The organism is Fervidibacillus halotolerans (assembly GCF_026547205.1).
GTDB classification, from domain to species: domain Bacteria; phylum Bacillota; class Bacilli; order Bacillales; family Caldibacillaceae; genus Fervidibacillus; species Fervidibacillus halotolerans.
The window spans coordinates 945,148-967,972 of sequence record NZ_CP106877.1 but is presented as its reverse complement, the minus strand read 5'-3'; the positions used below and the strand labels follow the sequence as shown (position 1 = coordinate 967,972).

The window sequence follows — 22,825 nt, the reverse complement described above, 5'->3', positions numbered from 1 at the left end:
CCTAAAGGCATTTTGTAAAAAGGTCTAAACCGTAAATGGGTCTAGACCTTTCTTTACTCGTCTAATTCGTTCATCACCAATCGTATTCGATGAATTTATCCATTTCGAAATTATTGTTTTTTCACCCAATTCGATTCGATTTCCACACCTGCATCTTTCAATAAATTGTAAATGGGACATCTCCCCTCAGAAATTTCTGCCACCCGTTGTAACGCCTCTTCATTTTCATCCGTTTCGACAAAAACATCGAGACGGATAGATTGGAAATACGTTTTGACTCCTTCAACCCCTTTATAACCACGGGGATCGAGTTTTCCACTCACGGAGTAATCGATTCGTTTATATGTGAATTGTTGTTCCTTTGCCACATCATGAGCAATAATGGTCGCACAGGCTCCTAAAGTTGCAAGCAAATACTCCAACGGATTCGGACCTTGATCCTTCCCACCAAGGCGTATCGGTTCATCAATCAATACGGGTGCCAAATTTCGCACTTGAATCGTATTTGTAATTCCTGATTCAACCTTCCCCTTCACTCGTAACGTTACTAATGGTTGATTCATTTTCAAACACCTCTTTTTCTATTGTACTATTGTTTACTATAACGAAAACTTATAAGGAAGAAAAAGGAAATGACTTCTGGATGGTTAAACGCATTTTTTGCAGGATAAATGGGAAACTTTTCAGATTTAATTTGCTTTCTTTTTTGTCCATAAAAAAATTCCAAAAAAAATTGTTAAAATAAATTATCATAACATTTTTTATAAATTATAATTTAAATTTGTTATAATAAAGGAAAATAGGATGATGTATAAAATTTTGTGTAAAGCATTTTGCTAGACCAAAAGAAAAAAGGTAGGGTATTCTCAGATTTGCAACCAAACAAATTGAGAAAGGATGACCCTACCTATGTCTAGTAGTATACCTAACTTTGACTTCGCAAATCAACTAGAAAATTTGATTCGTGAGTTTGTAAAAGAAAAATTAGAGCTCATCATGAAAGAAGAAATCAAAAACTTTTTAGAAGTGGAACAGAAAGAAGTTCATAACTCCAGAAATGGGTATTACACCCGTTCTTTGGATACGAAGTATGGAAAAATTGATCAACTTTATGTTCCACGAGATCGAAATGGGGATTTTCAAACCCAACTATTTGAACCTTATCAACGTCGCGATGGTTGGCTTGAAGAAGCGATTATTAAAATGTACCAAAGTGGGATGAGCACTCGAGAAATCGGTAAATTTATCGAACGAATTCTCGGTTCCAGTTACTCCCCAACCACGATAAGCAATATTACAGATGCGACAATAGAAGACATTCGAAAATGGCAACAACGTCCACTCAATAAGCGTTATTCTGTCCTTTACCTAGATGGCTTATATATAAAAGTCCGTCGTGATACGTATGCGAAGGAAGTCATTTATATCGTCCTTGGAGTCAATGAGGATGGTTATCGAGAAATATTAGGCTTCTATGTTGGAGGTCAAGAAAGCGCTCTTGGATGGCAAGAAATTCTTCAAGATTTATATCAGCGCGGAGTAAAAGAAGTATTACTTGGTGTGTTTGATGGTCTTAATGGCTTAGAAGAAGCTTTTAAATCTGTCTATCCAAAAGCCGATGTACAACGATGTGTCGTACACAAAGTCAGAAATACATTAAATAAAGTCAGAAAGAAAGACCAAATAGAAGTGACAGAAGATTTAAAGCTCATTTATCGTGCCACGACAAAAGAAGCTGCGATACAAGCATTTCATGAATTCGAGAAAAAGTGGTCCAAAAAATACGCAAGAGAAGTACAATCATGGGAAAAAGATTTAGACGTTCTACTCACGTTTATGAAATATCCACTAAGCATACGCAGTGTCATATACACGACAAACGCGATTGAAAGAACCATTAAAGACATACGTAAACGACTAAAGACGATGAACAGTCTTTCAAGTATAGAAGCTGCGGAGAAAATCACGTATTTGACCATACAAGAGTTTAATGAAAAATGGTCGAATCGAAAATTACGAGGTTTTTCAAACGCCTATCAAGCCCTGCAAGAAATGTTCGAAGAAAGATACTAAAATTTGTAAGTATATAAAGATATTCGAAGAGGCGTGCGTTTCCCACTAGGAGACTGAATATTCAGTCTCCTAGTGGGAAACAGATAAATGAATTTATTATCAAATAAAGCATAATCTGAGGATACTCTATAGGATCTTACACAAAATTCTTGACGGTACCGAAAATAGTAAAATATTGTTTGCAAGGAAGTGATTAAGATGAGGAAAATGAAAAAAAAGTATTTTTGTTGGTGTTTCCATTATCCTTTTTTCTTTAATTTTACTCCTTCCTAAAAAAGAAAACATAAAAGTAATGAATTACTATTTACCAGAGGGTTTCCAAGGATGTGCGTATGTATTTTACAATGTAGAAAGTGAACCTCCTTTAACATTAAAGGACGGAGTAATTGATTACCATTTTAATGAAGATGGAATCTTATTAACATCGTCTCCTCCAGATTTCGGCTGGGAAGGAAGGGATTCTTCGGGATTTTATCAAGCCAATTATTATTCTGGAGACAGATTAATGGATAAGGAAGAAATAACCTTCAGTTCTTTAGGAGAAGGTTATGTTTATGATGTTGGAAAATACTATTATGAAAAAATCGGTGTAAAAGAAGAATATTGTACGCATATTAGTGGGGTTGCAAGAAGAATTTTTCAAAATAAATAGATCGTCGGCTTTTATTACCAATATTATTTTTAAATTAGAGGGGTAAAATGAAAAAATTCATATTATTTGCAATGATAATTTTTGGTTTATATTTGATAGTACATTTTATATCATTTATATTTCTTGACTATTTTATTGAATCATTCAATGCTAGTAATTTATTACTTTTTGCACTTGTTATGTTTATAATTATTACTTTGCCAGGACTTTTCATAAAAAAATACATAATAAAAAATTCTACTGATCGTCGTCTGTTTATTACAATACTTTTAACGGGATACTTATTATATGTGATTGTTTTATATACTAGTTATTAACTGTAATTTATTTTTGAATCACTTGTGTATATAAACAACTAGTTGTTGAAAAGGATTGATAAATCAAGAATCATTGTAGATTGTGAAAAAATCACAAAATGTCGTCGATCCCCCGGGTTTTTTGCACTCCTGGAGGTCGACGACAATTATTGTAATATACTATTTATTTTTCGTCGCCCTCGACATCTTTCTTTTGCAGTTTAAAAAACCATCTGCTTTCAGGACGGTCCCGGGGGGTTAAATTCATAATGAAATACCCAATGATAAGGATTAAGATGACCACTGCATACAAAAGGGTGCTGTATGGATCTTGATGGTCGACAATGATTAACCGCACCATGGCCGTAATCCCCACATAAATAAAATACCTGAGGGGGAAATGATACTCTTCTTTAAAATACTTTACAATCATCGTGATAAACTCAAAATATAAAAAGAAAATTAAAATATTCTCTAAAAAAACAATGTAATCGTTCTGATCCCCAAGGAACAACATTTTCCCAAACACAAATAACTCTTTAAACAGTAAAACAGATAAAATGATTGCTAAAAAAATAAGTGATATATTCAACAAAAATTGAAAAATTACAGTAATTGATTTTACGAACTGTTCCTCGTCCTTTTTCCAGTTCAATAGTTCATGCTCCCTTCCCAAAAATACATTTTCATTCCTTCCCTACAAAAAACGTTAATACATTTGAACGATTTCACGATTATCATACCAAATATGTATAAATAGAACATTTCTTTATTTTACGATTTTGTAAATTTTAATCAATTCTGTTTCTGAAAATTACCCCGTTGTAATTATCAGGGACATTTTTTTGGATAACAGGAACAAAGAGAAAATTCAATGATTGGAAATATGTTAGAAAATATGTCACATATTGATTCATTCACCAGAAAGGACGGGAATACATAAAAAAATCCTTACTCTCACAAATTCAAAACAAGCTTTTTCCGAACTCGTAAATATTTACAACGGATCCGATCATGATTTAAAATGGTCCAGCCTTAAACCTTTTTGAACCGGTTGGATTCCTTTTAAGAAAACTTAGAAAAAAGACTGATTCCTGTTAATGGAACCAGCCTTAATTTAATGGGGTTTTACGGTTTTTCTACAACTACATCACTTAGTTTTAATGAAACGCCATTGGTTAACGAATCTCCTACCGGACAAGTGTTTTCGATAAATTGTGCAAATTCCTTCACTTTTTCCGGAGAAGCATCGGTTTTCATATACATTTTAAAGCGAATTTCTTGGAATCCCGGACGAACGTTTGGATCACCTTTAAATCCTCTTACATCCAAGTCTCCTTCCAATTCAACCCGGAAATCTTTCAAATCGATTCCTTTATGTTTCGCATAGGCCTTTGCCACAATTCCTTGGCATCCGCCTAATGCACATAATACGAGTTCAACGGGATTCATTCCTTTATCTGTTCCACCGAGACTTTTCGGTTCATCTAATACTACTTTAAAATTTCGAGAAGAAGATTCTACCGATAAACCTCCTTCTAAAATTTTTGTTGTCGCTTTAAAAGTTTCCATTGTAGACATTTATAACCATTCCTTTCATAAAAATGATGTTTATGTTTGTTCAACTTTTCACAATTAAATAATACCACCCAACGTATAATCCGTCAATAGGTGTTCACAATATGTTAAATTTTTAACAAGACAAATTTTCCAGCATACTTTTCATTTACTGAGTCAATTGTAATGTAACTCTTTTTCTCTAAAAAAATGCGTACCAAAAAAATGTAAAAATCGTTCAATTAAAAACGGACGATCTTCGCTTTCATCCATTCGAATAGCGAAAATCGTCCATACTTTTTTATACTGCCACCGTATTTTCTTCCATTGCTTTTTTGTACGCTTTTGTATCGGTATAAATTTCATCTTTTAATGGATGAAGTTTTCGTTTTCGAATCCGATAAAATTGATAAACAACTAAAGCACTATTCGCCAATAAGGACAAGAGGCTAACGACGAAAAATGCGGTTGGATTATGGGTAGTTGGTACAGGTGCAATGCGATCAGCAAAGGCCGGCACTGTCATAACGAACATAATCCAAAGGGCTAAGGTATGGGCACGGTGTTGTAGCCATGCACCTTTTTTGATGAAAAATGTCGGAATCGTACAAGAAAGCAATAATGCCAAACCACAGTAAAATGAATGATCAGCTATACAATTATACGTATAGGCAAAATTCCATAGATCATAAGCAATAATCCAAGGCCAAATCATATCGGGCCAAATCATGTCCTTTGATTTGTCTTTGGAAACGAAAATACCCGTCCATCCACAAATTACGATAATATTTAAAAGTCCTGCGATTCCATTCATAATATTCCAAGGACCGGACATCACCCAAAGATGATCAATATATGCTCCTTCCCAAACACCATACGCGAACACTTGAAAGTCTCGAATACATGCCTCTAAAATATTTAAGGCCAATATTGCCGGTGGAAACCAAAGTACCCATTTCTTTTTTGCTAACGACGGAATGTATCGAATCGCCATAAAACCGAGGCAACCTGCAAGGGCTGAATACGTTTTTACCCAGTTAAACCAAGTACCCGTACCATATTCATTCCCAGGCGCTGCTGTAGTAGGCCAAACAAAAATCGTTAAAATGATTGGAACGATGAGAAAAAGTGTGATTCCTCCCCATTTCGTCGTACGGCTAAATTCATTGAAAGCCATTAAAGAGAATAGTACGAAAAACCAAATTCCCCATCCAACTAAATCCGTTGATTCATATAAAATACCCACGGTTAAACCTCCTTATAATAAATTGTTCATTACTGAGCATATTTTGATACAATTGTTCAATACTGATCATATTTTAATGAAACAAACAAAAAATTATAAACATAGAAAATCAATTATGTGCAAAAAATCTCTTCCCATAACATGGGACTTCAGACGTTGAAAACAAATTGCTAAACGAATCGAAAAACATAAAAATATTGGAATCACATTTGTTCCTACTTTACAAAAATGAACACATCTATACCTTTTATTTTCTAAAGTAATGTTTTATTCTTTTTACTTTTCGTCTTATGAACTACATACCGAACGTTCGTTATGTCCTTAGTATAAACATGAAAACGATTTTAGTCAATGTACATTTTTTTACAATATTAAATTTCAATTCTTTTTTGCTCTGTGGTATGCTAGTGAAGTAAGGAGGATAATATAGTGAACGGAAAATCGAAAATTCTTTTTGCTGCAAAAAAAGTGATTAGTGAGCACGGAACGAATCGGGCAACCGTTCGAGCCATTGCTGAAGAAGCGGGCATGAGCACCGGTGCAATTTATCATTACTATAAAAATAAAGAGGAGATATTTTACGATCTTCTTGACGAAAGCCTTTCCGATTCCATTCGCATCGCTAAAGGAATCAAAAACCACGTGGAAAATAAAGAAAAAATAAAAAGGGATGTCATCCAAAAGACAAAGGAACGGTTTTATAAAGACGCAGAAAATCGCTTACAACACCATTTTGCCCATGAAATTTTATCTGGGAATATGGATTTAAAACAAAAATTGAAAGAGAAATATAAACAATGGAATCTCGGGATCGAAGAAATTTTAGTGAATTTATATGGATTAGAAGATACCCCGCTAAATAAAGCACTCTCATCCTGGTTATTAGGTGCCGTCGACGGTGTCATCCTTCAATACTTGTTAGAAGTCAATGACAACAAAGTGGAAGATATGATGAAAATTTTCGAACTGCTGATCGATAAAGGCTTACCGGAATTTATACAATTAATAAATGCTATGGAAAATAAAAAGAGTCAAGGCACTTAAATCCTTGACCTTTTTTGTTTGGAAGGTACTTCGTATTGGGTCAATTTCCCCTCATTTCCGATTTCAAGGCAATTTAACTGATATCCGAAAACACAGCCCCCATCGATCCCTATCTTTTCTCCAGACATCCAAATATCTCCTGATTCATGTATCAAGGGGGTTGCTGTATGTCCAAAGACAATTCGTTTTTCAGTATCAACTGTCCCTTGAAGAAATGTTTCACGAATCGTATAAAAATCCGGAACCGGTTGCTGTTTCCAATCTTTAAATTTCGGATTTAATCCGGCATGAACGTATATAAAATGGTCATCTTCAAAATACAGCTTCGTTCGATTTAAAAATTCAATATGATGGCGGTATTCCTGCCGAATAAAATCGACGGCTTCATCGAAATGTTCCATTGAAAAATTCGGAACATAACTTTTTAACGTTTCATAACCCCCATATTTGAAAAACATTTCTCGAACTGTAGGGTTTTCCCTTTCTACTAATGACACGAAACGTTCATCGTGATTTCCTTTTAAAATAATAACTTCATCCTTTTTTTCCAATTCCAACACATATTGGACTACTTCTTTACTCTTCGGTCCACGGTCAACATAATCCCCTAACAAGATTAAACGGTCTTTACCAACTGTATACTCGACCAAATCTAACAGTTCCATGAATTCATCGAAACAACCATGGATATCGCTTATAACAAGTGTTCGCAAAATCATCGTTCCTTTCACAAATCAAACGTTTTACCATCTCATATTGCCATATAAAGCAGGAATTTTCAAAGGGTTATTCGGTCGATGGTAAAAAATCATTCACCCGCAACAAAATATGGATTACAAAGGGTGCCCATATTTCAAGGCACCCTCTTCAATCAAGGATTATACTCTTTTTCCTTTTATTTTTTAATCTTTTTAAAAGCTTCCGTTTGTGCTTGAATTCCCTTTTCTGCAGCTAGGCGTTCAATGCTCGATGCTCCAAAGAATCCGACGACACCATCGACCCGTTTAATCACATATTCCGCATCTTCCGGTTCAGCGATCGGTCCACCGTGGGCAATTACTAAAATATCTGGATTTACAGAGCGACCAGCTTCCACGATTTTTTCGATTCGTTCAACACAATCATCTAATGTTAAAGCAGTTTTCGCTCCAATTGTTCCCTTCGTTGTTAGTCCCATATGGGCAACGAGAACGTCTGCTCCTGCTTCAGCCATTTTTCTCGCTTGTTCTTCATCAAAAACGTAAGGAGTCGTTAACATATCGAGTTCATGGGCTTTCCGAATCATATCCACTTCTAAATCATAACCCATCCCAGTTTCTTCCAAGTTTTTCCTGAATACCCCATCGATTAATCCAACCGTCGGGAAGTTTTGTACGCCACTGAACCCTTGTTCTTTCAATTGTTTTAAAAATACGTCCATTACTCGGAAAGGATCCGTTCCATTTACACCTGCAAGAACGGGTGTGTCTTTCACGACGGTAAGTACTTCGTGACCCATTTCAACGACGATTTGATTCGCATCCCCATACGGAAGTAATCCGGCTAATGAACCTCTTCCAGCCATCCGATATCGACCGGAGTTATAAATAATTAACATATCTGCGCCACCGGCTTCACTACTTTTTGCGGTAATTCCTGTACCGGCACCGACACCTAATAAAATATTACCATTTGCAATGGTTTCCCGAAAACGTTTTAATATTTCTTCCCTTTTTATCATCCTTTTTCGCTCCTTTTCTTCTCGATGAGTTCAATTAATTTTTTCGCTGCTGTTTCACCAAAGATTTGGTCATTAATATGGGCATCGATCTCAATGATTTCCACCTTATTTCGATCGATTTTTTCCTTAATAGTATCAAATAACATCTTGTCCTCATCTTTCCCTTCAAAGGCTTTTCCTTCGGCATCCAACCCCGAAAGCCCTTTCAAAGGAATAAGTAAAGAAGTATAACCTTCTGCCATATTTAATTTTTCCGCAATCGTTTCACCAATTTGTCGGTTTTCTTCAACGGTCGTCCGCATGAGTGTGACGGATGGATTATGTTGATAAAAGTTTCTTCCTGCAAATTTGGAAGGAACGGTTTCCCGCGGACCGAAATTTACCATATCGATCGCACCGAGGGATACGACCTGCGGCACACCGTGTTTTCCCGCAGCTTCCAATCGATGCGGACCTGCTCTTAAAACGCCACCCACAGTTTCATCAGCCCATTCGGTTGTTGTTATATCCAAAACACCTGCGAAAAATCCATTTTCAATCAAACTTTCCATCGTTTTTCCACCGATTCCTGTCGCATGGAAAACGACCAATTCATATCCACGATCTTCCAAATACTTTTTCGCATAATTCACACAAGGAGTCGTAAGGCCAAACATCGTCGCTGCAATTAACGGTTTATGCTCCTTTTCCATTTTAAATTCATGTTGTAACATACCTGTAATCGCATAAACCGCATTGGAAAATATTTTTGCTGAAATGGCATTAATCCCAGCTACATCTACGATCGATGGGAACATAACAAGATCGCTCAATCCGACATATGGCGTCGTATTTCCTGATGCAACGGTTGAAACCATCACCTTGGGTACACCGATCGGAAGTTTTCGCATCCCAGCCGTCGCAATAGCCGTACCTCCTGTTCCACCTAACGAAATAATGCCGTCGAATTTCCCCTCATTGTATAGTTTCGGCAATAACACTTCCATTCCTTTGGCCAAGGTGTCAGTAGCATATGCCCGATCTTTTCGACTTACGACCTCGTCAATATCCCGACCGGCTGCTAAAGCGACTTCACGGTTTGACACATCCGGTTCAAATTGGGGCGTAAATGCGCCGGTGTGGATCGTAAAAGTACGAAAGCCTAGTGATTCAATTAATTCTTTTACGAACAAAAACTCTTGCCCTTTCGTATCAAACGTACCTGAAATAGCGATTGTTTTATCCATCCTTCCACTCCTTTCCGTTTCAACCAATTTTAAATACATTGTTAGTATAGCGCTTACATTTCTGAAAATACATGTTATTTTATTTTACGTTTTTGTGTTTTTGTTTCTTTTAGCAAATTCCTTCGGTGACATGCCTAGTTTCTTTTTAAACAATTTACTGAATTGGGCATAATCTGGATAACCGACCATTTCTGCAACCGTTGTAAGTGGAAGGATTTTTGTTTTTAAAATATCAATGGCTAGGTTGATTCGATATTCAATTAAATAATCCCGAAAGGACGTGCCCACCTCTTCTTTAAACAATGTACTTAAATAAGATCGAGACAATCCTAAGTACTCCGCTAAATCGTTTAGGGATATGTTATCGGCATAATGGAGACGGATGTAATTTTTAATAAAATCAATATAATCTTTCTTTGATGTAAAACCGTCCATTATAAAATGGGACAATTGTTCATATTGAACTTCATCGGTTTCCTTAAATGATTTGGTCACTTGGAGAATCATTTGTTCGGAGGGGATTCGCTCAAAAACGGACCCGCCGATATAGCCGTGAATGTCCGTTCCGTTGTACATAAATTGGACATCGGCCGGCTTTGTAACAGGTCCTCCGTAAATCATTTTTATAATGTTCGAGTTGATTTTTTCACATGCTTCAAAGATCTCTAGCGCTAACGTCTTTGCAGATTGTAATGAACGCACATGCTTCGGACCTAAAATGCCCCCTTTTGTAAAACCGAAATGAACACAAATCACATCTGCCCCAGCCTTAACCATTTGAATGGCTTGATCTTTATTGAAAACGAACGCGACAGTAAATAGGCCGAGGGAATTTGCAATGGAGATTGCTTCCACTTCTTTTGCGTAGGAAATATGTTGTTCTTCCAATGCTTCTCGAAATTTCCCATCGATTAAACCGACCGTTGGAAAGTTATTAATCCCCGAAAATCCCTTTTTTTGAATCGTAGAAATATAGTTTCGTAAATGGATCGTAGGATCATTGGCCATTAATCCGAAAATGACGGGTATTTGATTACTGAGTGGCAATAATTCTTTCACGGCAAAATTCATGACATTTTCATTACTATTGGCAATGGGTAAATACCCAGCTGAAGAACTGACACCCATTTGCCGAAACCGTCCAGAAGTAAGGGCTAATAAAAAATCCGCTCCCCCCTTTTGGGCATATTTTCCTGTTAAACCAGAACCAGCAGCCACACCGATTAAATGTTTTCCTTCTTTCATTTGATTATGTAACCGATTTCTAATTTCCTTTTTGTTCATCGACTTCGACCCCTACCTATCGAATTGTTCGTAACGATCTAAATGACGTTTTTCGCTGTGAAATTTCGCTTCCAGCACGCCCACAAATGTACGCCGAACAATTTTCGCCCTATTTTAACTGATGAAATTCCGAACTTTGTAATATTATTTATAGTTTATCAGTTACATATCTTTTTGTAAAAGGAACCTTCTATCGTTTATGGCACGTAGTTTCATATATTTCTTTTCCTCCAATCGACGTCGAAATCTTCCTTTTATATTTTCCTCATGTATGGGAAGAATTCATCCAAAACCTATGTGAGCGAGGCGTAGAAACGTACTTCTCTTCATTTCGGATGGACTCTCAGGGATGACGGATCGCATTCATCGTGTCTACCCAAAGGCAAAGCATCAAATGTGCTGTGTCATGTCGCTCGAAACATTTCTAGTAAGCAGCCATTCTCGATGACTTTAAGGCCGTCTACCAAGCAAAAGATCGAGAAGAAGCTTTAGAAGCCTTAAAATGGATGCGAAGCAAGTGGGAAAAGTCTTATCCACGTGTCATTGAATCAGTGATGAACAATAAACAGATTCTCACATTTTATGATTTTCCACCTTCCATACGTCGCAGTATCTACTCGGCAGAAGATTAAGGGCTAACACCCATCCGCCATCCTTGACCTTGTTTGCAGTCGTGGTGGTGTGAAAGTTGGCGGGTGGGAAAATAATGCCCTGTGAGGGACTCCATCCGCACACAGAGTGTATCACGACTGATCTTTTTAAAGTTCCCGCTGACCGGTTCCCTAAACCCAACCAGCAAGAACAAAGGTGAGTCACAAGGTCAAAGACAAGCAGGTACCGCTGTGGCTCTGTGTTTCACATAGAAATAGAAGTTTTACCAATTAAAATGAGCAGGATAACCTATCTACTGGAACAGGGTCATTTACACAAAATTATTGACACACCCTCAATCACAAAATGTGGTGATGAATCATATATAAATTATTTATACGTCTATATTATTCATAAAATAAGTATTATACGAATAATAATATTGTTTTCTCTCTCCTTCTATAAATGACAAAAAAGTTGTAAATTTGTATACGACAGTCCAGATAAATAAAGCCCGGTATCTTTGACCTTTAGTATCTTTTATGATCTATCCATACCCCCTTTCTGTATGGATGACAATAAAGTTTATATTGCATTGACTTTAGATAATTTTTATAATAAGAATGTAAAAAATTAGAATATTTTTTATTTTTAGCTACCACCGCTTACCATTAAGATCAACAAAAGGAAGGAAAGGGAATATATGAAACGATGGGAAATTATTATTCTTGTTGTTTTGGGAGTCGCTTTGTTTTTGGATTTACGGGATCAAAGAGAGCTATTACTAATAGGAAAAGCATTAGACTATCCAGTGAATGATATTAATACAGTAATCGTAAAGGACGGGAAAACATCAAAGGAAATCCTGACTCTCACAAATTCAGATCCAATTTTTTTCAGACAAATTTACTCTGGAATCCATATTAAATTGAACTGGTTCGAAAGAAGAAAGTTGTTAAAAAATGATCCAGTCTATGAAGTCGAATTTTTCATTAATGATGAAATTTATTATTCTATGAACATTTATAAAGCGGAAAAAGATCAAGTCTCTTTGGTACTTGATGATAAAGATGATGATATTCCAAAAAAATACATTTATTCGCCAGATGGGGAGAACACATATATTTTTGTAAGAAAAGAAACTCCTCATTTGTTACCTGTGAAAGAAGAATTTAAAGAGCTATTAAAGATGATTATCTCAAAATAAATTTTTCAAGCGAATGAAGGGGACAGTCCCTGTTCACCGTAATTTCCAAAACCGGCGTGATTTCCTCCAGTAATTTCAATGCGATTTTCTACAACCTTTAATTTCTCCTTGTCCAGCACTTGATCTTCACTTCCGTATATAGCAATCGTCGGAATCGTTGGCTCATCGGTTGGATATGCACCGAGTAAAATGAGTCCGGAAAGTTGGTCTTCGTGTTTATTGGCATAACTACTACCCATTGCCCCACCAAGGGAATGACCGGCCAAAAACCAATGGTCAATTTCAGGAAACTTCTCATAAACAGCATCTGCTCCATCAATATTAAAGATTGCCAAGTGGAAAGGCATTTCGAGTGACATACTCCCACCACCTATGCTTCGCTTAGAGGTGGGGGCTTCTCGGGTAATCCCATCTCATGATGGGAAGTTGACCGAGCGATCCCCGTGTGCCCCACGGTTCGAGGACAAGTTAGGCTATCGCTAATCGTTTCATGCCCTCATGTTTGATATTGATTGCTGCATTGACGTCCCTGTCGCTCTCGAATCCACATTCACAGCGGAATGTACGCTCAGAAAGCGATAGCGACTCCCTGACTTGACCGCAACACGAACACGTTTTGGATGAGGGAAACCATTTGTCGATTTTGATCAGTTTCTTCCCCTGTTCTGCCAACTTGTACTGAAGGAAAGAGGTGAACATGCCCCAGCCGTTGTCATGTACGCTTTGACCGAAATGGAGGGCTTGTGACATCCCTTTCATGTTGAGGTCTTCGATGACCACGCAATCATAAAGTTTCGCTAATTTGTGCGACTCCTTATGCAGAAAGTCTTTTCGTTGGTTCGAAATTTTTTCATGTAGCTTTGCAACTTTCAGACGCTGTTTGTGCCAACGGTTGGAACCTTTCCTGCGGCGTGACAGCACCCGTTGCTCTCGGGTTAGTTTTTCTAACGCTTGCCGATAGAATCGAGGATAATTGGCTCTCTTACCCTCGCTATCGACATACAGCGTATTCATGGAAAAATCGAGCCCAACAACGTTTTTTATTTCTTTTGGAACCGGTTGGTGTTTATACTCAGTCAGAATGGAGATGAAGTATTTTCCTGTTTTTGTTTTCGTAAGCGTACAAGCTTTGATGATATGGTGGGCAGGAATCTCCCGATGTTGCTTGAACTTGACCCATTTCAGTTTAGGTAACTTGATATAGCCATCTGAAAGCTTAATGTTGCCATTGACCACATTTGTGGTGTACGACTGTTTCGCCTTGCGATTTTTGAACTTCGGAAATCCAGCACGACCGGAAAAGAAATTTTGAAACGCTTTCTGCAAATTCAATTGGGCGTTTGCCAGCGCAAGGCTATCCACTTCTTTAAGCCAAGGAAACTCCTTTTTGTACTTGGCAGGGGTCGGAAATGTTTGTTTTTTCAAAGCTTCTTTATCGTCTTTGAACTTTTCATAAATTTGTATACGTTCTTCAAGCATTTTGTTGTAAACGAAACGGACACAACCAAAGGTTTTGGCGAGCAGTTGTTCTTGTTCTTTTGTTGGGTACAGACGGAACTGATAGGCTTTGTTTGCCATATCGACACCCCATCACTTCATCCCTTGATTTTCTATATATTTTTTTTTGACTTCAATGGGTGCACCACCCGTTGTAAGCAGGCAAAAGCTTCTTGACCAAAAATATTCTTTCCACAGTTTTCTTTTCACTTCCGGAAAATGCTTTTTGATCAGTCGAGAACTTGCACTTTTATAGGCATTGATGAACTTTGACAGTTCGCTATTCGGATGTGCTTTGAACAAAATATGCACATGGTCCCTATCGTGATTCCATTCGACTAAGGAAATATTGTAATTTTTACCCAGTCTCACAAACATATCTTTTGCATAGTCAGATATGGTATCATCAATCACTGGTCTGCGATATTTTACCACCAGAACAAGATGATAATACAGGAGGAACACTGAATGGTTATTATTATCTAATTTCATTGGTAAAACAGCCTTTCGTTTTTATAATACTGATTATATTATAACACAAAAAAAGAGACAACTCATACCTACGCCTAACCGAAATTCATCTCCCACTTTCACTTCGTTTAGAAGTGGGAGACTTCTTTCGGAAAGATGTTAAAACAGAAGTAATTCCTTTTTCAGCCAGTTTCGCAAGTAGTGGAGCATAGGCAGTCTCTTCCACCTTACCGCCGGGATAAAAAATAATTCCCACGTTTTGATCCTTCCCTTCATCCGGGAGGAAAAACCACATTCCTTCTTCTTTCTGAACATTTTCACTCAATAATATTTTTTGAGCTAGTTCATCTGCCCGATAGTAATCGGATGTATATAGGAAAAATCCGCCAATTACAAACAAAATGATCGCAAGTAGACTAATAAGAAAGATCTTTCTTTTCCGCTTCAAAATCGATCCCCACCTGTTCCATTCAAAGATGGCATCACACATCAATCCCTCTTCCGTTACTTTACCAAATAAGTGAGGATTCGTTAATACTCAATTTCCTTTTCAAAATCGTAACAGTCGGGCAATTTGTTCGGCCGTTATTTCTATTTGACTTGCAGCAATTTCCGGTTTCAATGCATCTTGCAACGGTCGGCACTCCGTCTGAATGGAAAACACCGCATCGATATATTTATTTAATTCTTGGGCGTCCATGTCAATTCATAATGGTTCCAAGATTTTAGACAGCAAGAAAGGACGATGAAATAGGAATATTCAAATCTGGTTATTCACCTGGGGATTCATAAAAAAACCTATTGTGGGCATCGAAAGTAGATGCTCACAATAGGGAAACAGGTAGTTCTTAAATCCAAAAATATTCAAAGTTCACATGACACATTTGCAAAATTTTCTCCTCCGGTTTCAGGACACTTAGTACCCTAACTCATTAAATAAAGGGAATTATTCCTTCCTCTCGTCTGATCCCGTCGAATTTGTTGCCGAATCGTTCTTAGTACCATTCGAAGTAATTCCGGTTGCAAAATGGCTTCTTTGACGAGTTGATAAGTTCGGAAACAAGCTTTTACATCCAAAATCTCCATATCTGTATGTTCATTTCCGTATCCAACCGATAAATTCACACTTTCAATACCGTGAGAGGCCCAAATATGTGTATCGCTACTTCCACCTGGTGTGCATTTCCAACCGGACTGCCCCGCTTGTTGTGCGACCATTTCGAAAAATTGTCCATATAACGGATTGCAATAAGGAATGCTTTCACCAAAGGACGTCACAATGTCTCCTGTTCCGCGGCGGTCAACGACGATTGCTGCATCCACGTTCCAGAGGAAATAGTCTTCCACATGCTTTGCCCCTACTAGGCCGATTTCTTCTTCAACAGTAAAGGCAAATTTCACCGTACCAATATTCATTTGTCGATGGAGTTGTTCTGCAATTTGAAGCAAAATAGCCACCCCTGCCCGGTCATCTGCTCCTAATATGCCGGCATCGGATGACCAAATGTTTCCTTTCTTAATGATTTTTCGCCCCTCAACAATCGGTTCACGTGTATCTAAGTGGGCATTCAAAAGGATGACCGGTCCGATACGCCTGCCCGTTTTCTCCGCTAAAATGTTTCCGTAATGGTCGATTGCGATATGGTCGACAAACGGGGTCAACTGCTCGACGACGAAGCTGCGAATGTCTGTTTCATTTCCGCTTTCTCCTGGAATCGAAAGCAATTGTTCCAATTTTTGTTGAAAAATTTTTTCCTCAATAAATGTTTTGCCTTTTTCTATCCAGTCTTTTTCCAGGAAGCTGAGCCTTTCAGCCAATTCGAGCAAAAACGACCGGTTTACTGGGAGGGAAAGCCGATTATTACGATTGAATTCACTTCTATTCCATAACTCACTAACACCTAACCATTGAAACAACATGACAATTTCAACCATTTGATCCGTTCTTAAGAAGTGAATTGAAGGCATTCTCCGTTCATGTCCATCACAAGACATTCTTGTATAAAATCCAAGTCGATTCAATTGTCGGACAACTCCAGCGATATACGTATCAATTTCATTAATAATCATTTCTTCGTTCTCGAAATCAAAAAGCCTTTCAGTTCTTCCCCGATGTTCAAAATCAAGTACCCGTATCCACTCCTTTTCGTGGACAGGTTCAGATTGGATGTACAGCCGCATGCCTTCCAATGAAAAATTTGCTCCAACTTTTTGTAACGATTTTTGCAAAAACGTAATATTTTCTTTCCGTTCACCACTGCAATCGAAAACATTTCTTTCCACTTCTTTCACTAACCAACCGTGCCGAACAAACAATTGATTCCATGTTTTCATTTCACCATCTCCTCTTATCTTTTAATTTACCTTCAGTATACTTGGAGACGGTGACACCCCTGTCACAGAGACAGAAGGAATAAAAAACAGAATATCTAAAGGAAAAGGGATAAACCGTGGGAATTTTTATGTGGGTGGATCTAAACAAGTACACCCAATGAATTCATCCTAGAAAAACGAACATATATGGTAATTCGTTGTATTAGGTTTAAAGGAAGTTACATTCACCTGCTTTCTATTGCAAACAGATACAAGTTTAAAGGAAATAGACGATTACGGAAGGATAAAATCAACATCCGGTCGATGAATGATGGTGAATGGAATGTCATCCGTGAAATAATATCCAGGAATTCCGTCATATGGTTTCGACTTTATTAATTGTCTTGACAAGCCGATTTGTTCCAAGTCATCCCTTAATCTCCGAATGGCTTGGCGGTATGCATCGTTATTTTGATCACCTGTTTGGTGAGTGGAAATTAAATCGGATAAATCCCGCATCATTATGGGGCGCGTGTTTTTTCCGTATAACAAAAGATATCGTAAAAGTTCCGCCCGATTCTTATGAAGTGTTCGTTGTTTTCCGTTGAAACAAACTACGTTTTCATGATCGGAAAAATATAGTACGATTGTATTTTCCTGATCTAAGTATTCGTCAATCTCATCTTTAAAACAAAATGTTTCTCCATCACGTGTAATAATTTTATGTCTACCTAAATATTCTTCGTTCCGGTGAATCATGTCAAAATACGGTGAAAAATCATATCCCGGCAATGGTTCGATTTCATCATCAAAGGAATCCAATGTTTCATTTAGTTCTGTTGCAAGATGAAGACTGCAATTAATAAAGTACAACTTTGCATACCGTTTTTGCCGTTCATTTAATGCATATTTTGTTTCGATATTTCCTTCAGGAATGGAAAGAGCTTGTTGAAAATGGATTAGTGCCTCGTCATATCTTTTTTCTTGATACGCTAGAAATCCGATCCGATAGTGGGCAATTGGCAAATTCCGATCAATACGTAATGCCTCTTTCAAACAATCCTTTGCCACCCGTTGATCCTTCTTGCCTTCCATTTTCAAATATGTTCCGTATTGAATTAAGGCTTGAATCAAATTCCCTTTTGTTTCATTCAGGAGACCATCATACTTGGTTGTGCGATCCATCTTCAATTTTCGATACAACTCTTTGTAAAATTCAATCAATGTGTAGGAGGAATACGGCTGTTCCGAAAAATGATTCAAAACAACTTCCGGTTTTAATTTCAGTAATTGTTCAATTGACAAACGTCTTAATTCACGTGCATGCAAACTTCTCCCTCCCTCTTATTTTTGAAAATAAAAGATTGTTATGATTGGTTTTTAAAAACTTTAATTCACATAATAAATTTATAGTTAATTATTTTCCCCTTTTTCACTACCTATCCCATTTTAGGAATGATTACTCCGATTCAAACCCTCCTTCATTTCTCCTTTTCGTATGATAAAATGAATAGAAACATAAGATGAGATTTCTCTATTGTTTTAATAGAGGAAACGGGAAAATCGATTTTCAAAGTATACCTTTCGTAAATCAGGAGGTTTTGGACGATGAAAAAGAAAGTATTAATTACAGGTTTTGATCCCTTTGGCAATGAACACTTGAATCCTTCCTTAGAAGTTGTGAAACGGTTAGATGGAAAAGTCATTGAAGATGTGGTAATTGTTGCTCAAGAGGTGCCAACGGTTTTCCATAAATCGATTCAAGTCGTCATCGAAGCAATCAAAAAGGAACAACCGGATGTGGTCATTTGTATTGGACAAGCTGGCGGCCGGGCACAAATCACGCCGGAAAGAATCGCAATCAATGTGGATGACGCAAGGATCCCAGATAATGAAACCAATCAACCGATTGACGAACCCATTGATCCGAACGGTCCTGCTGCCTATTTTTCAACATTACCGATCAAGCGGATCGTAAAAGAAATGCGAAAAGCGGGTATCCCTTCGAGCGTTTCAAACAGTGCAGGTACTTTCGTTTGTAATCATCTCTTTTACGGTGTGATGAACTATTTAGAAAAACAGGCACCTAGTATTCGCGGTGGATTCATCCATATTCCGTATATTCCAGAACAAACAATTGAAAAAAACGCACCAAGCCTTAGCCTCGATCTCATTGTAAAGGGAATTGAAATTGCCTCTATCACTTCCGCCAAAGAACAAGAAGATATTTGTGAATCAGGCGGAGCCATTCATTGAATAAACGTAGAAAAGATCTGCCAAGTCAAACTACACTGGCAGATCTAATCTTTTATCCAATCATCTCAAGCTATAAACGACAAATTTTATATACATTAAAAATCAAAAATGATTAAAATCCCGACTTCTAAAACCAATAAATATATCATATATTTCCCGTATTTAAAGGTTTCATAATCATTTTTCTCCTTATTTTTCTCACCGATCAGAGCCCATATAAATAATCCGATAACCGTAAGTAAAAGAATTATTTTTACAATGGTTAAAACTGATGAAGCCACACATTCTCCCACCTTTTACCAGTTAGATTATTCAAAAATATTATAACATACGAACAAAAAAAGATACAGACTGATTACTACTATTTCGTATTTTTAATCTACATTAAATCATAATAATCCTTTTCTTTCATATTATAATTTCATTCATAAATCTACCTGATCCTTCGTAATAATTGGTTTTTATCCACTTAGCATCTAAATATTAATTCTTTCTTAGCTCTTCCTTAAAACGTTCTATATCAACACCATTAATTTTTAAATCTTTATATGTAACTATTCCTTCATCTAATTTTTCTTTATATTCATCAATTAATTCCCTTCTTGACTTTTTCGGCCATATATCAAACAGACTATAATAGTGAAATCCGTGGGTTTTTACCTTTAACCTAATGTTAACTGAGGAAATACCAAAGGATTTTTCTGCTTTTTTAATGGATTTATGTTTATTAATATATTCTACTATTTTGATTATGTCTTGATGACTATATTCATTGTCTTTAATTTCAATTACTGTTTTAGCATTGCTCTCAGAGACTTTTATTTTACCTCTATTTTTGTTGTCATTTGTTTCTTGAATATTTGCATGTTTAATATTTTGTTATTTCAAAAATTTGATAAACAAATTCGGCTCAAAGTTATAAATTTCGTCTCATCACCATATTCTGTGATGTTCACACAATTCTGGAAATAAGTTAGCGAGATTGATACTCGATCTAGAGCATGCTCCTTCGTCAGCTTACTGACCACTAAGTTGGAAGAATGGGAGTTGTCAAGTGTCTTCCTTAACGGCTGCCATTCTACCAACTATCATGTTAGCTGCTGAAAAAGAGCCTTTCCCCTTACATTCCAAAAATACACGAAATAGAAATCGCTTTAGATTCCGATATCCATAAATCCTCCGTCTTATATTTTTGATTTTATAGTTGGTTCCTTCAGTTCAGACATTCGAGTATGGCGATAAAAAATATTGGAGTATGGGTGATCTCCACTTGGCCACTTTATGAAAAGATGGGTTAGGACTATTCCGTGCTAATTGAATCCACTCTTCGAAAAGATCATGGGCATCATCGTAGGCCAACTTATAGAAATCTCGAAATAGTTCCTTTTAATAGTGTGCACAAACAAGTTCTGGGTACTCTTCTAAGATTTCTTCCAAGTGTACTTTCTGATGACCCTGTAAGGATTCACATCCTTTCAACAGGAGGAACCGTGCATTTTTTATTTTTTGCGAATCCTTTTCTAACTATGTCAAAGGCTTGTGTGACTTTTTGAATAACATAGTATTTATTAATGACGATCGTCGTTAACGGACGGATTAAATCACTTTATGATAAGACGCTCACTTGACCAAAACGATGATTTGAATCGTTATTGCTAGGTTTTCGTAAGTTTTTTCTTCTTTTTGCAAAAATCACAAAAAGTGGGGATGAATCATTAATTGAAGCTTTCTTGATAAGTTTCATCGAATCCTACTGTTTCACAACAGCATCTAATTCTTCCACATTTTCATGGGAATCACTATCAAGCCATTTTAAGGCTGATGAATAGTAATAACTTAAATATTTTAGGAAGTATTTTTTTAATTCTTCTTTTTCAAGCATAGGAGCCATAACAATTGGATATGATTTATTAAATTCAAATATCACCCGTCTTCCATAACGCTCATCTTCACCAAGATCTTCCCTACCTGGAATTTTGGTTTTCATTAATTTTGAAATGTTTAATTCATCAACAATATCCAATATATTAATTAAAAAAGCATCATTTCTAAATATTTCGTATTTAATTATGTAGTTATAAAGATCAAGGTTGTCTATAATGAGTTCATAATAACGTTGATGATCAGTTGGATCCTTAATATTATCATGAATATACTGGGCACCTAGAATTGTTTTATATATATAATTCTCCCAGTCAAATTTCTTCAATACAATATTTTTAAATTTACTTTCACTTTCTCGAACTTCAGGATATTTTTTTAAAATATATTCCTGCATTTCTGTTAGTAATAAAGAATGCCAAAATCTCTCATTCATAATAATTTCACGATCATAATTAATGTAAGTTGTAGCTACTATTTTAAAAGCTTCAAGGAAATCATTTTTCTTTTTTGATTCATTACCCCTTCCCATATATATTGGAAACTCTTCAAACTTTTCAATATATATTGTTTCATCAGTTAAATATTCAGCATTATTTTTGATCTTTCCTGTCAAAAAATCTTGATACAAGGTCTCATTGTTTTTATACCCGATCTTTAAAAGCCTAACTTCCATTATTCACCATCTCCTCTAGAGCCTTTGTATACTTCTCAATTATTCGATTAGAAATTATGTGAATTACCTCATCAATATTGTCATAATTTAATCTAGTAACCCCTTTATTCTTCATTAAATTATATAGTTTCCAATCCAATGTTCCTTCTGGTTCATTTATATCTTCTAAATCAACATCTCCATCCTTACTATTTGCAGCTATAAATGCTTGGAGAGCTTTTGTTAAGCCTGTATAAATATATGGATTATTTAATACGTTGCTCTTCGGTAAATGATTAAATTGAAATTCTGACTTTTTATAATTGATAATAATCGTTTCTTGACCTAATTCTATCTTTATTTCAGAATTTAAATTTTCGTCTAACCGTTTTTCAAATAGATCAAATGGTTTTTTAATATTCAGCAAAGATATCACGTTGGAAAATCCTAATAATGAATACTTTGGTATGTTAATTTCATGTTTGAATTCTTGATAGAAATCATTAAGATCGAAATTATCTTTGAAATTTATATCTTCTAATGTTTGAATGTGTAATTGAAGTGAAGTTTTATCATTTAATGAAACTCGTGATTTTTTTACTAATACTGAATTTTGACTAGATGTTAGTCGGAAATATTTATTGTCTTTAGATTGTATGATAAAAATTAATTGTGCTTTTCCCGTAGTTAAAAGCTTTTTGATGTACTCTGAATCGATTTCTATCTCAATATTAAATTGATAGTCGCTTGAAATATCGTACACATCCACATCAAACTCAAATGTATTTTTGACATACGCATTTGAAGTATTTGATAAAACAGGGTATGGGAAGTTGGCATTCTTTCTATATATCAT

General features: G+C 36.2%; 24 protein-coding genes and 1 pseudogene. 6 read left to right on the top strand and 19 right to left on the bottom strand.

All coding sequences use genetic code 11. The annotated features are described in order from the left end of the window. Positions 1-110 precede the first annotated feature (110 nt). On the bottom strand, positions 111-563 hold the full coding sequence (locus OE105_RS04520) for an OsmC family protein (RefSeq protein ID WP_275421547.1): 453 nt from the start codon (positions 561-563) through the stop codon (positions 111-113). 346 nt (positions 564-909) lie between these two features. Between OE105_RS04520 and OE105_RS04515 the strand changes: the two genes are divergently transcribed. Together OE105_RS04515 and OE105_RS04510 are read left to right on the top strand one after the other, a co-directional pair. Beyond that, positions 910-2,073, top strand: a complete 1,164-nt coding sequence (locus tag OE105_RS04515) for an IS256 family transposase (protein ID WP_275421545.1) — start codon at positions 910-912, stop codon at positions 2,071-2,073. A gap of 292 nt (positions 2,074-2,365) precedes the next feature. After that, positions 2,366-2,725, top strand: a complete 360-nt coding sequence (locus tag OE105_RS04510; RefSeq protein ID WP_275421544.1) for a DUF6843 domain-containing protein — start codon at positions 2,366-2,368, stop codon at positions 2,723-2,725. A gap of 480 nt (positions 2,726-3,205) precedes the next feature. Here the strand turns inward: OE105_RS04510 and psiE are convergent, their stop codons facing one another. The 3 genes from psiE to OE105_RS04495 all read right to left on the bottom strand — a co-directional run bounded on the left by psiE (position 3,206) and on the right by OE105_RS04495 (position 5,824). Further along, positions 3,206-3,676 carry a phosphate-starvation-inducible protein PsiE gene (psiE, locus tag OE105_RS04505; protein WP_420842570.1) on the bottom strand — a complete coding sequence of 157 codons (471 nt, stop codon included), beginning with the start codon at positions 3,674-3,676 and terminating at the stop codon, positions 3,206-3,208. A gap of 473 nt (positions 3,677-4,149) precedes the next feature. Further along, the gene (locus OE105_RS04500) at positions 4,150-4,602 is read right to left on the bottom strand and encodes an OsmC family protein (protein ID WP_275421543.1); all 453 of its coding nucleotides are present in this window, start codon (positions 4,600-4,602) and stop codon (positions 4,150-4,152) included. A gap of 277 nt (positions 4,603-4,879) precedes the next feature. Beyond that, complete coding sequence (locus OE105_RS04495) at positions 4,880-5,824, bottom strand: DUF5692 family protein (protein ID WP_275421542.1); 945 nt, start codon at positions 5,822-5,824, stop codon at positions 4,880-4,882. A gap of 429 nt (positions 5,825-6,253) precedes the next feature. On the opposite strand from OE105_RS04495, the gene OE105_RS04490 reads away from it, so the two are divergent. After that, positions 6,254-6,868, top strand: coding sequence for a TetR/AcrR family transcriptional regulator (locus OE105_RS04490; protein WP_275421541.1), 615 nt, complete (start codon positions 6,254-6,256; stop codon positions 6,866-6,868). Here OE105_RS04490 and OE105_RS04485 read toward each other — a convergent pair. The 4 genes from OE105_RS04485 to OE105_RS04470 all read right to left on the bottom strand — a co-directional run bounded on the left by OE105_RS04485 (position 6,865) and on the right by OE105_RS04470 (position 11,098). Next, positions 6,865-7,587: a metallophosphoesterase family protein gene (locus OE105_RS04485; RefSeq protein ID WP_275421540.1), complete on the bottom strand. Its 723-nt coding sequence runs from the start codon at positions 7,585-7,587 to the stop codon at positions 6,865-6,867. The two genes, OE105_RS04490 and OE105_RS04485, sit on opposite strands and share 4 nt — an antisense overlap. Positions 7,588-7,763: 176 nt before the next feature. After that, entirely contained in the window at positions 7,764-8,588 is an 825-nt protein-coding gene (locus OE105_RS04480; RefSeq protein WP_275421538.1) for a phosphoenolpyruvate hydrolase family protein, read from the bottom strand. Continuing rightward, entirely contained in the window at positions 8,585-9,814 is a 1,230-nt protein-coding gene (locus tag OE105_RS04475) for a Tm-1-like ATP-binding domain-containing protein (RefSeq protein WP_275421537.1), read from the bottom strand. Before OE105_RS04475 ends, OE105_RS04480 begins: the two co-directional genes overlap by 4 nt. Before the next feature lie 84 nt (positions 9,815-9,898). Beyond that, entirely contained in the window at positions 9,899-11,098 is a 1,200-nt protein-coding gene (locus tag OE105_RS04470) for a phosphoenolpyruvate hydrolase family protein (protein ID WP_275421536.1), read from the bottom strand. Positions 11,099-11,364: 266 nt separating this feature from the next. On the opposite strand from OE105_RS04470, the pseudogene OE105_RS04465 reads away from it, so the two are divergent. Beyond that, a pseudogene (locus tag OE105_RS04465) lies at positions 11,365-11,718 on the top strand (transposase); the annotation flags it as partial. A gap of 674 nt (positions 11,719-12,392) precedes the next feature. Then, positions 12,393-12,896 carry a hypothetical protein gene (locus tag OE105_RS04460; RefSeq protein ID WP_275421535.1) on the top strand — a complete coding sequence of 168 codons (504 nt, stop codon included), beginning with the start codon at positions 12,393-12,395 and terminating at the stop codon, positions 12,894-12,896. Between the two features lie 5 nt (positions 12,897-12,901). Here the strand turns inward: OE105_RS04460 and OE105_RS04455 are convergent, their stop codons facing one another. From OE105_RS04455 to OE105_RS04425, 7 genes are all read right to left on the bottom strand, one after another. Next, positions 12,902-13,255: an alpha/beta hydrolase gene (locus OE105_RS04455; protein ID WP_275421534.1), complete on the bottom strand. Its 354-nt coding sequence runs from the start codon at positions 13,253-13,255 to the stop codon at positions 12,902-12,904. A gap of 109 nt (positions 13,256-13,364) precedes the next feature. Beyond that, complete coding sequence (locus OE105_RS04450) at positions 13,365-14,474, bottom strand: RNA-guided endonuclease InsQ/TnpB family protein (RefSeq protein ID WP_275421533.1); 1,110 nt, start codon at positions 14,472-14,474, stop codon at positions 13,365-13,367. 12 nt (positions 14,475-14,486) lie between these two features. Then, positions 14,487-14,885 (bottom strand): IS200/IS605 family transposase, encoded by a 399-nt coding sequence (gene tnpA / locus OE105_RS04445; RefSeq protein ID WP_275421532.1) that lies wholly within the window; start codon positions 14,883-14,885, stop codon positions 14,487-14,489. A gap of 85 nt (positions 14,886-14,970) precedes the next feature. Continuing rightward, entirely contained in the window at positions 14,971-15,312 is a 342-nt protein-coding gene (locus OE105_RS04440) for a hypothetical protein (RefSeq protein ID WP_275421531.1), read from the bottom strand. Between the two features lie 102 nt (positions 15,313-15,414). After that, a complete protein-coding gene (locus OE105_RS04435) occupies positions 15,415-15,564 on the bottom strand; it encodes a hypothetical protein (protein WP_275421530.1) in 150 nt (49 codons plus the stop codon). Between the two features lie 224 nt (positions 15,565-15,788). Further along, entirely contained in the window at positions 15,789-17,198 is a 1,410-nt protein-coding gene (locus tag OE105_RS04430) for a M20/M25/M40 family metallo-hydrolase (protein WP_275421529.1), read from the bottom strand. Between the two features lie 273 nt (positions 17,199-17,471). Further along, positions 17,472-18,506 carry a tetratricopeptide repeat protein gene (locus tag OE105_RS04425; RefSeq protein ID WP_275421528.1) on the bottom strand — a complete coding sequence of 345 codons (1,035 nt, stop codon included), beginning with the start codon at positions 18,504-18,506 and terminating at the stop codon, positions 17,472-17,474. Between the two features lie 279 nt (positions 18,507-18,785). Here OE105_RS04425 and pcp point away from each other — a divergent pair, with 279 nt between their 5' ends. Then, complete coding sequence (gene pcp, locus OE105_RS04420) at positions 18,786-19,433, top strand: pyroglutamyl-peptidase I (RefSeq protein ID WP_275421526.1); 648 nt, start codon at positions 18,786-18,788, stop codon at positions 19,431-19,433. A gap of 95 nt (positions 19,434-19,528) precedes the next feature. On the opposite strand, the gene OE105_RS04415 is transcribed toward pcp, so the two are convergent. The 4 genes from OE105_RS04415 to OE105_RS04400 all read right to left on the bottom strand — a co-directional run bounded on the left by OE105_RS04415 (position 19,529) and on the right by OE105_RS04400 (position 22,825). Next, positions 19,529-19,714: a hypothetical protein gene (locus OE105_RS04415; RefSeq protein WP_275421525.1), complete on the bottom strand. Its 186-nt coding sequence runs from the start codon at positions 19,712-19,714 to the stop codon at positions 19,529-19,531. Between the two features lie 769 nt (positions 19,715-20,483). Further along, positions 20,484-20,621, bottom strand: a complete 138-nt coding sequence (locus OE105_RS04410) for a hypothetical protein (RefSeq protein WP_275422093.1) — start codon at positions 20,619-20,621, stop codon at positions 20,484-20,486. Between the two features lie 562 nt (positions 20,622-21,183). Then, positions 21,184-21,990, bottom strand: a complete 807-nt coding sequence (locus tag OE105_RS04405; protein WP_275421524.1) for a DUF6339 family protein — start codon at positions 21,988-21,990, stop codon at positions 21,184-21,186. Then, complete coding sequence (locus OE105_RS04400; protein WP_275421523.1) at positions 21,980-22,825, bottom strand: hypothetical protein; 846 nt, start codon at positions 22,823-22,825, stop codon at positions 21,980-21,982. The genes OE105_RS04405 and OE105_RS04400 overlap by 11 nt, the downstream gene beginning before the upstream one ends.